The organism is Sporosarcina sp. 6E9, from assembly GCF_017921835.1.
Lineage (GTDB): Bacteria > Bacillota > Bacilli > Bacillales_A > Planococcaceae > Sporosarcina.
Window position 1 is genome coordinate 955,806 of record NZ_JAGEMN010000001.1, and the last position, 14,562, is coordinate 970,367.

General features: G+C 39.5%; 16 protein-coding genes. All 16 read right to left on the bottom strand.

The window, feature by feature from the left end; all coding sequences use genetic code 11:
- Positions 1-36: 36 nt before the first annotated feature.
- Positions 37-828 carry a sporulation transcription factor Spo0A gene (spo0A, locus tag J4G36_RS04960; protein WP_210468952.1) on the bottom strand — a complete coding sequence of 264 codons (792 nt, stop codon included), beginning with the start codon at positions 826-828 and terminating at the stop codon, positions 37-39.
- 199 nt (positions 829-1,027) lie between these two features.
- On the bottom strand, positions 1,028-1,996 hold the full coding sequence (locus J4G36_RS04965) for a SpoIVB peptidase S55 domain-containing protein (RefSeq protein WP_210468953.1): 969 nt from the start codon (positions 1,994-1,996) through the stop codon (positions 1,028-1,030).
- 112 nt (positions 1,997-2,108) lie between these two features.
- Positions 2,109-3,800, bottom strand: a complete 1,692-nt coding sequence (gene recN / locus J4G36_RS04970; protein ID WP_210468954.1) for a DNA repair protein RecN — start codon at positions 3,798-3,800, stop codon at positions 2,109-2,111.
- A 15-nt stretch (positions 3,801-3,815) separates the two neighbouring features.
- Positions 3,816-4,265: a transcriptional regulator AhrC/ArgR gene (gene ahrC / locus J4G36_RS04975; protein WP_210468955.1), complete on the bottom strand. Its 450-nt coding sequence runs from the start codon at positions 4,263-4,265 to the stop codon at positions 3,816-3,818.
- A 55-nt stretch (positions 4,266-4,320) separates the two neighbouring features.
- A complete protein-coding gene (locus J4G36_RS04980; protein WP_210468956.1) occupies positions 4,321-5,139 on the bottom strand; it encodes a TlyA family RNA methyltransferase in 819 nt (272 codons plus the stop codon).
- Positions 5,139-7,040, bottom strand: coding sequence for a 1-deoxy-D-xylulose-5-phosphate synthase (gene dxs, locus J4G36_RS04985; protein WP_210470428.1), 1,902 nt, complete (start codon positions 7,038-7,040; stop codon positions 5,139-5,141). Before dxs ends, J4G36_RS04980 begins: the two co-directional genes overlap by 1 nt.
- A gap of 96 nt (positions 7,041-7,136) precedes the next feature.
- Positions 7,137-8,021, bottom strand: a complete 885-nt coding sequence (locus J4G36_RS04990) for a polyprenyl synthetase family protein (RefSeq protein ID WP_210468957.1) — start codon at positions 8,019-8,021, stop codon at positions 7,137-7,139.
- Positions 8,011-8,256, bottom strand: a complete 246-nt coding sequence (locus tag J4G36_RS04995) for an exodeoxyribonuclease VII small subunit (RefSeq protein ID WP_210468958.1) — start codon at positions 8,254-8,256, stop codon at positions 8,011-8,013. Before J4G36_RS04995 ends, J4G36_RS04990 begins: the two co-directional genes overlap by 11 nt.
- Positions 8,257-9,612: an exodeoxyribonuclease VII large subunit gene (gene xseA / locus J4G36_RS05000; RefSeq protein WP_210468959.1), complete on the bottom strand. Its 1,356-nt coding sequence runs from the start codon at positions 9,610-9,612 to the stop codon at positions 8,257-8,259.
- Positions 9,613-9,679: 67 nt separating this feature from the next.
- Entirely contained in the window at positions 9,680-10,543 is an 864-nt protein-coding gene (gene folD, locus J4G36_RS05005; RefSeq protein WP_210468960.1) for a bifunctional methylenetetrahydrofolate dehydrogenase/methenyltetrahydrofolate cyclohydrolase FolD, read from the bottom strand.
- Between the two features lie 15 nt (positions 10,544-10,558).
- Complete coding sequence (nusB, locus tag J4G36_RS05010; protein ID WP_210468961.1) at positions 10,559-10,948, bottom strand: transcription antitermination factor NusB; 390 nt, start codon at positions 10,946-10,948, stop codon at positions 10,559-10,561.
- Between the two features lie 108 nt (positions 10,949-11,056).
- On the bottom strand, positions 11,057-11,458 hold the full coding sequence (locus J4G36_RS05015) for an Asp23/Gls24 family envelope stress response protein (RefSeq protein WP_210468962.1): 402 nt from the start codon (positions 11,456-11,458) through the stop codon (positions 11,057-11,059).
- Positions 11,459-11,478: 20 nt separating this feature from the next.
- Positions 11,479-12,828: an acetyl-CoA carboxylase biotin carboxylase subunit gene (gene accC, locus J4G36_RS05020; protein WP_210468963.1), complete on the bottom strand. Its 1,350-nt coding sequence runs from the start codon at positions 12,826-12,828 to the stop codon at positions 11,479-11,481.
- A 13-nt stretch (positions 12,829-12,841) separates the two neighbouring features.
- Complete coding sequence (gene accB / locus J4G36_RS05025; protein WP_210468964.1) at positions 12,842-13,336, bottom strand: acetyl-CoA carboxylase biotin carboxyl carrier protein; 495 nt, start codon at positions 13,334-13,336, stop codon at positions 12,842-12,844.
- A 151-nt stretch (positions 13,337-13,487) separates the two neighbouring features.
- Positions 13,488-14,027 carry a SpoIIIAH-like family protein gene (locus J4G36_RS05030; RefSeq protein ID WP_210468965.1) on the bottom strand — a complete coding sequence of 180 codons (540 nt, stop codon included), beginning with the start codon at positions 14,025-14,027 and terminating at the stop codon, positions 13,488-13,490.
- Positions 14,017-14,439 (bottom strand): hypothetical protein, encoded by a 423-nt coding sequence (locus J4G36_RS05035; RefSeq protein WP_210468966.1) that lies wholly within the window; start codon positions 14,437-14,439, stop codon positions 14,017-14,019. The genes J4G36_RS05030 and J4G36_RS05035 overlap by 11 nt, the downstream gene beginning before the upstream one ends.
- Positions 14,440-14,562: the final 123 nt, after the last annotated feature.

Consider the following 14,562-nt stretch of genomic DNA (forward strand, 5'->3'; position numbering starts at 1 on the left):
TCATGATCCATCTTTTTATATGAATCTAGCAAAAAATCAGCTCGCCATATGTTCAAGCCTAATTTTATCAGCAATCATTGCAATGAATTCACTATTGGTCGGTTTACTTTTCAAATGGTGGACAGTGTATCCAAACATTTTTGAAATGACCTCGTAATTCCCGCGATTCCAGGCAACTTCAATCGCATGTCGAATTGCACGTTCCACACGGGATGGTGTTGTGTTAAATTTTGATGCGATATCCGGATAAAGAACTTTTGTGACCGAACCAAGGAGTTCTACGTCGGAATAGACCATCTGGATTGCTTCCCGTAGGAATGCATACCCTTTAATATGTGCGGGAACGCCAATTTCCTTAATAATTCCAGTGATTGTCGTATCAAGTACTTTTTGACTAACAGTCCCCGGTGATGATCCCCCGCCTGGTTGTGATATTGGAATGGACGGTTTTTTAGTGCCCGCCACTTGAAATATTTGATTGGTTAGGCGATCGAACTCAAACGGTTTAAGCATAAAATAAGATGCGCCTAAATCCGCGGCTTGTGTCATGACATCTTCTTGTCCAAATGCTGTCAGCATAATAATGTGGACATCTTTATATTTCGAACTACCACCGATTGTTTCTAAAACGGCAATGCCATCCAGATGGGGCATAATTATGTCTAGTAAGAGTACATCGGGTACGATTTCCTCTAGCATTGTCAAACAGACCTTCCCGTTATGCCCTGTCCAAACAATTTCAATTTCTGGGTGTTTCTCAAAATATGACTTCATTGTTTTTACAAGTTCTTTGTTATCATCTACAATTGCAACTTTTATAGTATCCATCTCATTTCCCCCTCTTGATATCAATTTAACATTTGAGCAGTCTATGATTGCTTAATAGGAGAATTTCGACAAAAGTTACTTTTCCCCTTTAATTTATGTAAAGATGAAACTTCTGGTGGATGTTTTCTACGAAATTCGACAGCATCCGCAAAATTTATGTTGAAAAAAAGGCCAACCACCAAAGGGTTGACCTTTTTCATTATTTTTCCCCTTTACGCATCGTTTCCAAAAATAACGCCGCACCTTTTTCCGGTTCGTCGACGAACATATGGGTGACAGCACCAACAAATTTACCGTCTTGGATTACAGGACTTCCACTCATCCCTTGCAAAATTCCGCCAGTGATTTTCAGTAATTTTGAATCCGTTAAGACAAAATGGAATTGTTCCTTTTCAACGCTTGTGATTCGAATTGAAAAAGACTCAACAGTTGTGCCTTTTACCGTCGTATAGATTTCCGCTTCCCCCACTTTGACATCGGAAGGATGCATAATAACAAGTGGTTCGGATAAGACTTCATTATGGGAGCCATTCCATAAACCAAAAATGCCATAAATCCCATTTTTGTTTATAGTTCCAAGTGTTTCCTCATCTTTAACGATTGACGAAATTTTATATCCCGGATTCCCTGGGACACTTTTTCGGATTTGTTCAATTTCCGAAAGATGAATTGAACCCGATATAAACGAAGGTGGAGATTTTAAAGAACTATCGATAATTTGATGACCAAGCGCACCATATGTTCCTTTTTTCGGATCCACATACGTTAAGGTACCTGTTCCTTCTGTGCTGTCTTTTAGGAATGGAATTAGCCGTTTTATTGCTTCGCTATCTGAACTGACTTGAAATGTTTCTCCGTTCCTTGAGACAAGTACTTTAACACCTTCCTTGTCGCGAATCGATGATAATGTTTGTTCCAAAATTTTAAGTTTTGAAATTTTAACATCTTCAACTTGTCCAATAAGATCGCCAGCTCTCAACCATTCGTCTTTGCCAAGTAAAACGTCATTCGTAATATAAACACCTGACAAATCCATTTTTATGCCGATTGAATGACCCATCGGAATAAGTGATTCATCATTCCCGGATGCCGTTCCCGTATTGATCGGCAAAAACAGCAAGACAACAGAAAACGTTACAATCAACTTGAACTGCTTACTCCATCCCATATTTCACCTCCTCATAAATAGGTGCTATTGGTATGTCCCTTCAACGGAATCTTATGAGAGGGTAAATAAAGAAAAAAAAAACGTGCATAATTTGAAATGCACGTCTGTGGAATTATCTGAAATTTTTCTTTCTTTCTGCAGCCAGTTTTAGGAGTTCTTCTGCGTGTTTTAACGTTAGCGGCGTCGTTTCCGCTCCTGAAAGCATGCGCGATAATTCATTTGTTCGTTCTTTATTATGAACATTTTCAATTTCGGTTGTCGTTCTTTTATTTTTGACTTGTTTTTTTATTAGATAATGCTGATCCGCCATTGCTGCAACTTGCGGCAAATGAGAAATACAAAGCACTTGGGAATGACTCGCAACCATTGCAATTTTTTCTGCAATCGCTTGTGCGACGCGTCCACTCACCCCAGTATCGACTTCATCAAAAATAATAGAAGTAATCCCTTGATGTTTGGAAAATATTGTTTTTAATGCCAGCATTAATCGAGATAATTCACCACCTGATGCAACCTTGACAAGCGGTTTTAAAGGCTCTCCAACATTTGTGGAGATATGAAACGCAACATCATCATAACCGGTTACATCAAATCCTGGTTTACGATTGATCATCACCTGGAATGACGCTTTTTCCATGTGTAGTTGTTTGAGTTGATCCAATATTGCGACTTCTAATTGCTTGGCTGAATTCCGTCGAATAATGGAAAGTTCTTCTGCTTCAATTTCTAAATCCTTTTTAAGTTGATTTAGTTTTTCTTGTTCAACGAGCAATCTCTCGTCACGATTGATCAAACTTTCAAGTTCATCGGCAATTTTATCTCTGTAGATTAAAATATCCTCTGTTGTATTTCCATATTTTCTTTTTAATGTAATATGTAAAGCAAGTCTCTCTTCGACAATATCCAATCTGGCTGGGTCAAACTCTAAATCGTCTATTCGATTTCGAAGATCGTGAGCCGCTTCTTGCAACGTGTAAAAGCTTGTAGATATCGATTCTAATTGGTTGGTCAAATCCCGATCAACTTCCGCTGCGTCCTCCATATCACTCATGGCAGAACCCACCCAATCAAGTGCTCGAGAATCTCCACTGATTGATTCATACGCAGTATTTAGACGTTCGTAAAGACGATTGAAGTTCTGAAGTTTTCTTTGTTCGTCTTCGAGTTTTTCTTCTTCCCCAATTTCAAGTTGCGCTTCATTAATTTCTTTTAATTGAAAAGAATATAAATCGATCCGTTGGGCAACTTGCTGTTCATTTTCATCAGCGGCTTCTAGTTTTTTCTTCAATTTTAAATACTTATTATATAATTCTAGATAACTAGCATACGCTTCTTCCATTTTACTTCCTGCATATTGATCCAAAAGGTGAATATGTCTGCGTTCATGCATTAGTTCTTGGTTTTCGTGTTGACCGTGAATGTCAATGATTTGATTGCCTACTTCTCTTAAAACTGCAATTGTCACAAGATTACCGTTAATCCGGCAAACATTTTTCCCGTTACTATTCAGATCCCGCCGTAAAATAATGACGCCATCTTCAACTTCAATGCCGAATTGCTGCAACGTTTGAATCACGGGATGTTTGGGGTCATCAATACTGAAATGACCTTCAAGCTCAGCTCTATTTGCCCCATGGCGAATAAAGCGTTGAGATCCACGCCCGCCCGCTATTAATTGAACGGCATCGATAATTATCGATTTACCTGCTCCGGTTTCCCCAGTTAACACGGTAAGTCCATTTTCAAATCGAACATCGAGTTGTTCAATAATCGCAAAGTTTTTAATTGAAATTTCATTTAACATGTCAACTCACCACTTTCAAAGCATCGCAAGCAATTTTTCTTTTACGTCTGCTAACTTTGTTTCATCTCTGCAAATGATTAAGCAAGTATCATCTCCGCAAATCGTTCCCAACATTTCGTCCCATTTTAGATGATCAAGTAGTGAACCTACCGCTTGTGCATTTCCAGGCAATGTTTTTAGGACAAGGAAATGTCCAGCACCATCAATGCTAACGAAAGCATCCGTCAATGCTCTATGCAATTTTTCTTCGGTATTGTATGAATGGATTGGTGGTAAGCTATATTTATAATTCCCATTATTCGTCGGAACTTTAATAAGATGCATTTCTTTTATATCGCGTGAAACAGTCGCTTGCGTCACATCTACACCAGCATCTTTCAAGCTTTGTACAAGCTGGTCCTGTGTTTCAACGTCATTGTTAGAAATGATATCCCGTATCCGTATATGTCTATGTCCTTTATTCAAGAGTGAACCTCCTAGTAAAATAAGTGAAAATTGAAAAGCGCACAATAAATGCGCGCTATTGCAATTCTTTGTAAGCGACATCAATGAGCGTGTTAAACATGTCATCATCATAAGTCTTAATCGGACGCTCATCTGCGGTTAGATGAAATAAAAATTCAATATTACCTTCTGCACCCGTCACAGGTGAAAATGATGCATCTCGAAGCGTGAACCCTTCATCTAAAGACATATCTGCAATTTTTTTCAATACTTCAAAATGAGTGGAACGTTCTTTTATAACACCTTTTTTTCCAACTTTACCTTTGCCTGCTTCAAATTGTGGCTTAACAAGCGCAATGACAATTCCACCTTCAGAAATTATCTTTTTTAATGTCGGCAAAATTAGTGCTAACGAGATGAACGAGACATCAATTGTTGCAAATTGTGGCCTTCCATTTGTAAATAATTCCTCAGTGGCATAACGGAAATTCATCCGTTCCATCACTGTTACGCGTGGATCTTGCCTAATTTTCCACGCGAGTTGATTATAGCCAACATCTAAGGCATAACAATGCGCTGCACCATTTTGGAGTGCGCAATCTGTGAAACCGCCTGTTGAGGCTCCGATATCCAAAACAATTTTATCTTTTGTATCAACATCAAAAACTTCAAGGGCTTTTTCTAATTTTAATCCCCCGCGACTAACGTATTTCAATGCATTTCCTTTTACTTCCAATGGCGCGTCGGATAGAATCTTTTCTCCCGGTTTTTCCATTCGATTATTTGCAGAAAATACGATTCCAGCCATTATTGAACGCTTCGCCTGTTCCCTTGTTTCCATTAATCCTCTTTTTACAAGTAAAACATCTACTCGTTCTTTTTCTTCACCAGCCATTAAACGACGCCTCTTTCTACGGTCTTTTTCGTTGCAATAGAAAGAACGTTTTGCGCTAAATGGTCAGCAGTCATACCTATTTCAGCCAACAATTCATTAACATCACCGTGTTCTATGAACTTGTCTGGAATACCCATTCGTTGAATCGGCGCTTCGGAATACGATACATCATGCGCATATTCAAGAACAGCACTTCCGAAACCTCCAGCAAGAACACCTTCCTCTACAGTCATGATTGGCATTTTCATACCAAATAATTCATCCAGCATCATTGTATCAAGTGGCTTAATAAAGCGCGCATTTACGACACGGACTTGAATACCCTTTTCCGCTAATAACTCCGCAGCTTCCTGCGCCATCGGGATAGATGTGCCGAATGTTAATATCGCTGCATCAGTTCCCTCGCGTAAAACTTCCCATGAACCGATTGGAATCGAATAGGTTCTTTCATCCAATGGCACGCCTAGACCATTACCACGCGGATAACGTAAAGCGATTGGGCCATCATTATATTCAATTGCTGTTTTTACCATATGTTGACCTTCATTTTCATCTTTAGGCATCATAATGACCAAATTAGGCATATGTCTCAAAAATGCAATATCAAAAACGCCTTGATGCGTTTCACCGTCGGCTCCGACAAGTCCAGAGCGGTCAATACCGATGAAAACATTTAGATTTTGACGTGAGATATCATGAAGAATCTGATCATAAGCTCGTTGTAAAAAGGTCGAGTAGATCGCAAGGAATGGTTTCATTCCTTGTGTTGCAAGTCCGGCTGACATTGTCGATGCATGTTGTTCGGCAATACCCACATCGAAAAATCTGTCCGGGAATTCTGTTGCAAATGACTCCAGTTTGGATCCTACAGGCATCGCAGGCGTTATCGCTACGATTCTCTTATCGACTCGTGCTAAATCACTCAATGAATCAGCTATCAGACCACTCCATGACGGTGCGACAGATGATGATTTCACAAAATCTCCTGTTTCAATCTTATACGGTCCAGTGCCGTGCCATGTCCCTATTTTGTCGTCTTCGGCAGGACGATATCCTTTACCTTTTTTGGTAATTACATGAAGAATAACAGGACCATCCATTTTTTTAGCGTATTGAAGATTTCTTTCCAAATCGGCGAAATCATGGCCATCTACTGGGCCTAAATAAGTAAAACCAAGCTCTTCGAAAAAGACGCCAGAAACGAGTAAATATTTCAAGCTATCTTTTACACGTTCAGCGGCTGATGCCACCCTGCCACCAACGGCAGGAATCTTTTTCAAAATATATTCCAATTCATCTTTAGCGGAATTGTATTTTCCTGCAGTTCTAAGTTTTCCTAAAATCGTATGAAGCGCCCCGACGTTTGGCGCGATTGACATTTCATTATCATTTAAGATGACTAGCATATTGGTTTTTTCATGTCCGATATGATTCAGCGCTTCCAGTGCCATTCCGCCTGTAAGAGCTCCATCACCGATTACAGGTATGACATAATTTTCATCACCTTTAATATCTCTTGCTACTGCCATTCCCATAGCGGCTGATAATGAAGTTGAACTATGACCTGCTTCCCATACATCGTGATCGCTTTCGTTCATTTTCGGAAACCCACATAGACCTTTGTATTGCCTTAGTGTATCAAAATCTCCCGCGCGTCCCGTTAAAATTTTGTGAACGTATGCTTGGTGTCCAACATCCCATAAGATTTTATCTTTTGGGCTATCGAAAACCTTATGAAGCATAAGCGTTAGTTCGACTACACCCAGATTTGGACCAATATGACCGCCAGTTACAGATAATTTTTCGACGAGAAACTGTCGAATATCTTCCGCAAGTTCTTTCAATTGTTCTTTATTCATTTTTTTAACAAAAGACGGATTTTCGATTTTAGTGAGGTTCACTGTAATCACACACCTTCACATTTTAATTGCCGCACTCTAATTTCCACTTGTTAACATTATATCAACTAGAATAACTAGCACAAGGGTTTCATTTGATTAATATTTGCGATTCACAATAAAATCAGCAAATTGAAGTAGTAAAGATTCTTCATTGTCAATAAACGATAATGAATTCCTTGCTAACTGATGATGATAATCCAGTTGCTCTTTCGCTTTTTCGAGTCCAAGTAGACTAGGGTAAGTAACTTTTCCACTAGATACATCGCTACCAACATTTTTCCCGAGTTCTTCGGTCGTCGACGTCACATCTAAAATATCATCCTGTATCTGAAAAGTTAAACCAATATTTTTGGCAAATTCTTGCAAATTGATCATCTTTTCATCATCGACGCCAGCAAGTAATGCGCCTGCCTCGATACAAAATGACAGTAGTGCGCCTGTTTTGTTCAAATGGATACGCTTTAATTGCTCTAAAGTTAAGTCCATTTTTTCTCCCTCTAAATCGAGCACTTGCCCACCTACCATGCCTTCTGCACCAGATGCAATGGAAAGGAGTCGGATGAGTTTAATCGCAATTTCAGGCGGAGTGTTGTTAAGATTGGTCAAAATTTCAAAGGCTAATGATTGTAGCGCATCTCCTGCTAGTATTGCCATTGCCTCGCCGTATACTTTATGGTTAGTCAATTTTCCGCGTCTATAATCATCATTGTCCATACTTGGCAAATCATCATGTATGAGAGAATATGTGTGTATGAGTTCAACAGCGCACGCAACTTGTAAGGCATCTTTTGATGATGCGCCGAGGTCCTCCAATGTCGCTAAAACCAATAGAGGACGAATTTTCTTCCCGCCAGCACGAACGGAATATATCATAGAAGAATGAAGCGTTTTAGGCGTGTTTATTTGCGAAAGCAGTTCTGTTATCCTATTTTCAATTTCATGAACGTTCTGTTCGATAAATTCATTAAGATTATTCTTCATCTTTACTGGTTCCTTGGACCGGATCGAATTCTATTTTATTATCATTTTGATCAATAATTGAAATCAGTTGTTTTTCAGCATTCTGAAGTTTTTCATGACAATAAGAGGATAATTCCATTCCTTTTTTATATAAACTGATTGCATCTTCGAGCGGTACTTCCCCTGTTTCTAATTTCTTCACGACTTCTTCCAAATCAAGCATTGCTTCTTCAAATCGGATTGGTTGTTTTCCCATTTATTCTTCCTCCCTCTCTTCACGGCTTATCGAATTAATCGTTGCAATCGCGGAACCATCTTGTAATTGAATTTCAATATCCATTCCTGTTTGTATTGACGCTACTTTATTGATAATTGTTCCTTCGTGGTAAACGATTGAGTATCCCCGCTCCATGACTGTGAGCGGATTTAGTGCATTCAACATGCGGACTGTGCTTGAAAAACGGTTCGCATGCACGCGGTAATCATGTTGAATTGTTCGGGTTAATCGGTCTGATAACCCCAGCACTTCACGTTTGTTTTCAATAATTTGTTTCATCGGTGAGTATGTGGATAGCATATTCGTCATACGTTCTAACGCCAACTTATCACGGTTTGTCAAATCTTGACCACTTCTTTGGAGTCTTTCTTCAATCGTAACTAATCTCTCAGTAAAAGGACGATATAATCTTTCCGGAAATTGTAACGGATAAGATGATTGCAAGCTTTCCAATCTTTTTTGTTCTGTTGCTATTTTTTGCGATAAAGAGCGGTATAGAGAACTTTTTCGTTCTAACAATCTCTCTACTAATTCATCTTGGGCAGGAACTGCTAACTCTGCCGCCGCCGTTGGTGTTGGTGCCCTTCTATCTGCAACAAAGTCGGCAATTGTCGTATCTGTTTCGTGACCGACTGCACTTATGATTGGGATTCGACTCGAAAAAATAGCTCGAGCAACTTCTTCCTCATTAAAGGCCCACAAATCTTCAATTGAACCACCGCCTCGACCGACAATCAGAACATCGATAGTGCCTAGTCGATTCGCTTGTTCAATCGCGCTAACAATTGTAGGTGCAGCCCCTGAACCTTGTACAACTGCCGGAAATAAAACTGTTTCAGCTAATGGATAACGCCTTCCGATCGTTGTACAAATATCTTGGATAGCTGCCCCTGTTTGAGCAGTTACAACACCGATTCTGTGAGGAAACTTAGGCAGTGGACTTTTCCACTTTTCATTGAATAATCCTTCTTTTTCAAGACTTTCTTTTAATTGTTCAAATGCCAGATATAAAGCGCCAATGCCGTCCGGTTCCATTGTTTGGACGTATAACTGATATTGGCCACTCGCTTCATAAACAGAAACATCTCCGGTTATTAGAACATTCATACCGTTTTCCGGTCGGAACTTCAATGTCGAAGCACTTGAACGAAACATAGCAGAGCGTATGCGGCTATGCTCATCTTTTAATGTAAAGTAAATATGTCCACTGGTATGGTTGGTGACATTTGATAACTCGCCTTTCACGTAGACATTACGTAAATGAGGATCTGCATCAAACTTTCGTTTGACATATTTGGTTAAAGCTTGAACGGATAAATACGGATTCCTCGTCAATCGTCATACCCCCTTACTTCAAAACGAATAGAAACGCTGTTTTTTTGAACAGCGTTTATCAATGTTATTATTTATCGCTTTCAGCAACTGCTTCTTCAGCACTTTGGAGTGTATTTTTCAGAAGCATTGTAATTGTCATTGGACCAACGCCGCCAGGAACTGGAGTAATTGCAGTTGTTTTGTTTTTAACAGCTTCAAAATCCACGTCCCCGCAAAGCTTTCCGTTTTCATCGCGATTCATGCCAACATCGATTACGACAGCACCATCTTTAACATGTTCTTCGCCGATGAATTTCGTTCTTCCTATTGCAACGATTAATATATCTGCTTGTTTTGTGTATGATGGCAAATCGACGGTTTGAGAATGGCAATATGTAACTGTGGCATCGCGTTGTAATAGTAATTGTCCCATCGGTTTTCCGACGATATTGCTACGGCCTACGATTACCGCGTGTTTTCCCTTAATCGGGGTATTTGTCCGTTCCAATAATTTAATGATGCCATATGGTGTACAAGATAAAAATGAACGTTGACCGATCATCATTTTCCCGACATTTATGGGATGGAAGCCATCGACATCTTTTTTAGGATCAATGGCTAAGATGATTCGATTTTCATCGATATGATCCGGTAATGGAAGTTGGACGAGAATCCCATGAATTGAATCGTCATTATTCAACTTATTAATATGACTGAGTAATTCATCTTCTGTTACACTTGCTGGTAAATTCACCAACTCTGATTTCATACCCACTTCAGTACTAGACTTTTGTTTGTTTCGCACATATGTATGGGAAGCTTGATTTTCTCCGACAAGGATGACAGCCAAGCCAGGCGTGCATCCACGTTCTTTTAGCGCAGAAACACGCGCTTTAATTTCTTCTCTGATTTCTTTTCCGATTGCTACACCATCGATAATTTTTTCGCTCATTGATAAATCCTCCAATCATTCTTTTACTGCAAATTTGGAAAGTACACCATTCACGAATCGGCCTGATTTTTCGTCGCCAAATGTTTTACACAGTTCGATTGCCTCATTCATAATGACTCTTTCAGGCGCATCCTTACCAAAAAGAAGTTCAAAAACAGCTAACCGCAATACAGTACGTTCAATTTTCGGCAAACGGCCTAGTGACCAATTTTCTAATTTCCCCGAAAGGGCTGTATCGATTTCTGACTGGTTTATTAAAGTTCCACGAACAAGTTCATCGTAAAATGGATTGACTTCTACACCTTCACCAATAATATAAGTAATGGCTTCGTCTATCGATAATTCCGTATTGTCTAACTGAAAAAGCGTTTGAATGGCTTTCTCGCGTGCCTCTCGTCGTTTCATAATCTTATCTCCTCTACTATTGCTCTTGGGCAATATCATAGCACATTTCAAATCAAAACTAATTAGATTAAGTTTAAAAGCATCATCCTTTTGGACGATGCTTTTAAATTATACTGTTTCTATGTCTGCTTCGTATTCAATTCCGGTAATATGAACATTTACCTCTTTCGTTTGAAGCGATGTCATATGATAAATCGCATGACGAATTTGTTTTTGAATGTCCAATGCGACATCCCTAACGGCAAATCCATATTGAACGACGCAATATACATCGATCGTGAGGCCTTCTTCAGACCAGCTCGTTTTGACACCTTTTCCATGTCTAATTCGCCCAAAACGTTCCGCAACATCAGTTGCAAAGTTTCCGCGCGTATTCGCAACACCTTTAACTTCAGTTGTCGCAATCCCGACAATCACTTCAAGAACCTCAGGAGCTAATTGGACACGTCCAAGTTCATCATCTCCGGAAGGTGCCATACCAACAAAAGAAGGTACTGTTTTATCAGCCATATTATCATTGCCTCCTTTTTTTATTCGTTCATCGGATCGTATTTTTCAAGAAACTTCGTATCAAAATCTCCAGATTTAAAAACTTCATGATCCATGAGTCTTGCATGGAACGGAATTGTTGTATCAACGCCTTCGATAATAAATTCATCGAGTGCCCGTTTCATCCTTGATACCGCTTCTTCACGCGTATCCGCATGAACAATCAATTTCGCGACCATTGAGTCATAAAATGGCGGAATTGTGTACCCAGTGTACATAGCTGAATCAACTCGAACGCCAAATCCGCCAGGCGGCATATACATCGTTATTTCACCAGGTGAAGGCATGAAGTTTCTCGCTGGATTTTCGGCGTTTATTCTACATTCAATTGACCATCCGTTAATCTTTATATCTTCTTGTTTATATTTAAGTTTTTCACCTGAAGCAATTTTCAACTGTTGTTGAATTAAGTCAATGCCCGTTACCATCTCTGTTATCGGGTGTTCAACTTGGATGCGGGTATTCATTTCCATAAAGTAAAATTTTTGATTAATATGATCGAAAATAAATTCCACTGTTCCCGCACCTTCATAATTAACAGCTTGTGCAGCCTTTACAGCAGCTTCTCCCATTTCTGCACGTAGTTCTGGAGTTATAGCTGGGGATGGTGCTTCCTCTACTAATTTTTGCATTCTGCGCTGTATCGAACAATCCCGTTCACCAAAGTGGATCGTGTTGCCGTATTTATCAGCAAGCACTTGCACTTCGACATGCCTGAAGATTTCAATGTATTTCTCAATATATACACCGGGATTGCCAAAAGCAGCTGCCGCTTCTTTTTGGGTGATTTTAATGCCCTTTATGAGATCTTCTTTGTTTTTAGCAACACGTATACCTTTACCGCCGCCGCCTGCAGTCGCTTTAATAATAACCGGGAATCCGATTTTCTCAGCGATTTCAAGTGCTTCGTGTTCATCTGCAACGATTCCACTTGAACCCGGCACGATTGGCACGCCTGCTTTACGCATTGTTTCACGGGCAACGTCTTTCGTTCCCATTCGTGAAATCGCATCTGATGTAGGCCCTATGAATTCAATATTACATTCCTCGCATAATTCAGCAAAACTTGCATTTTCTGCAAGAAAACCATAACCCGGATGGATACCATCACAATTTGTTAAGTTCGCGATACTGATTATATTTGAAAAGTTTAAGTAACTATCTGTAGATAATCTTGGGCCGATACAATATGCTTCGTCAGCTAATTGGACATGTAGCGCTTCTTCATCAGCTTCTGAAAATACAGCAACGGTTTCGATACCCAATTCTTTACACGCACGAATAATTCGAACAGCTATTTCACCGCGGTTCGCAATTAGTACTTTCTTCATTTACGATTCCACCTTATTTCGTTTTTACGAGGAAGAGAGGTTGACCATATTCAACAAGTTGTCCATCCTCTGCAAGAATCTCAACGATTTCTCCAGAAACTTCCGCTTCGATTTCATTGAATAGTTTCATTGCCTCTACAATGCACACTATCGAATTCTCAGAAACTTTATCTCCCGACTTAACAAATGCTGCTGCATCTGGTGATGATGCTGAGTAAAATGTTCCAACCATCGGAGAAGTAATTTCATGTAATGATGGGTCCCGAACTTCCTCTACACTTGCTTTTGGCGCTTCTTTTTGTGAAGTCGCTGCTGGTACTTCTTGTACTGGTGTAGGTAGTGCTGCAGGTGCCTCTGTAATAGGTTCTGCTTGGACTGCTGTAACGACTTGCTCAGTGCTGCCTTTTTTTAATACGAGTTTGGCACCTTCGACCTCATATGAAAACTTTTCAATTGAAGACTGATCAATTAGTTTAATAATTTCACGTATTTCTTGAATTTTTAACATGATCGTATGCTCCTGACTATAGTGATTTTTAGGTTCTATTCTATTTTAGACGTTTTCATCGCATAATGAAACAAATATCGTTAAATTGTATGAAAATCCATGTTTAATCAAAAAAAAGACCCCATTTAGGGTCTTAGGGCTTTCGTTTCTTTCAAGACTCGCCTTTAAAATCCACCTTAACCTTCCGAGCATCTTCCCATGTAGACATTACCAGATACGTAATCTCGTTTGCTTGTTTTGCTGATTGACCATCTTCTGATAAAACCGTAACATTTACCATATTTCCTTCTGTTCGGACGAAAGCATCTTTATAACCAAGTGCGATAATCTGCGTTTCCATTAACGCTTCTACCGAATTACGTTTGATTAGCATAGCCATTTCATCGAAAACTTCATTTTTTTCACTTGGGGTTTCTAATGAATTAATTTTAGACGTTAGTTGATCTTGTATTTGACTTCGTTCATTGAGTACTTCCATCCGCAAGTCATCAAACAAATAACTTTCTGCAAAGACAGGCGCTTGCTTATCTCCATCGCCAGCTTCCTTATTCACTGCTTTTTTGTCGCCTGAATTATCAAAGATTGCCATTCCATCAAATGGCATTGGATTTTTGTTGATGGAATAGATTGCAATCACCGCTACGAGACTTAGTAATGTCAAAAACCATACTGTACGTTTATTAGTTTTCATCCAAGTTCCCCCTCTTTTTCATGATCACTATTCGGTGCTCTGGCAACTGTAGGACCGTTGATAAAGTTCTTTTTAATTCAAGTTTGATGCCTGGATTGTCTGCGCCCTCGGCAACTACGAGGACGCCTTCGATGGAATTTTCTTTTATGTCCTGTCTCGTTGTGGAAAGTGAGAAGTAATCGGACAATGGGCTCTTTTCCTCGGTATTGTTAGAATGTAAATATAACTTGACCTCTCCCACTCCTTCGATTTGCATTAGAGCGTCTTCAAGGTCTCCATATTCTTTGCTGGTTTCTTCTATCTGCCCCCTATCCCCTCCGATTCCTAAAATGCCAGAGTTCATGGAAATGATAACGAGAACTAATAATGACCCAAATAGAACGGTTTGGAATTTTTTCGAAGTTTTTTTCATAGCATCCCCATTTTCGTTCGTTAAGGCGTGTTCGCTTCGTCATCAATAATTCATTTTATGCAGTTTCATTGTAAGCTATGACCAAACAGTGAGAAGACTGATTGAATTATCCATAAGCCCATA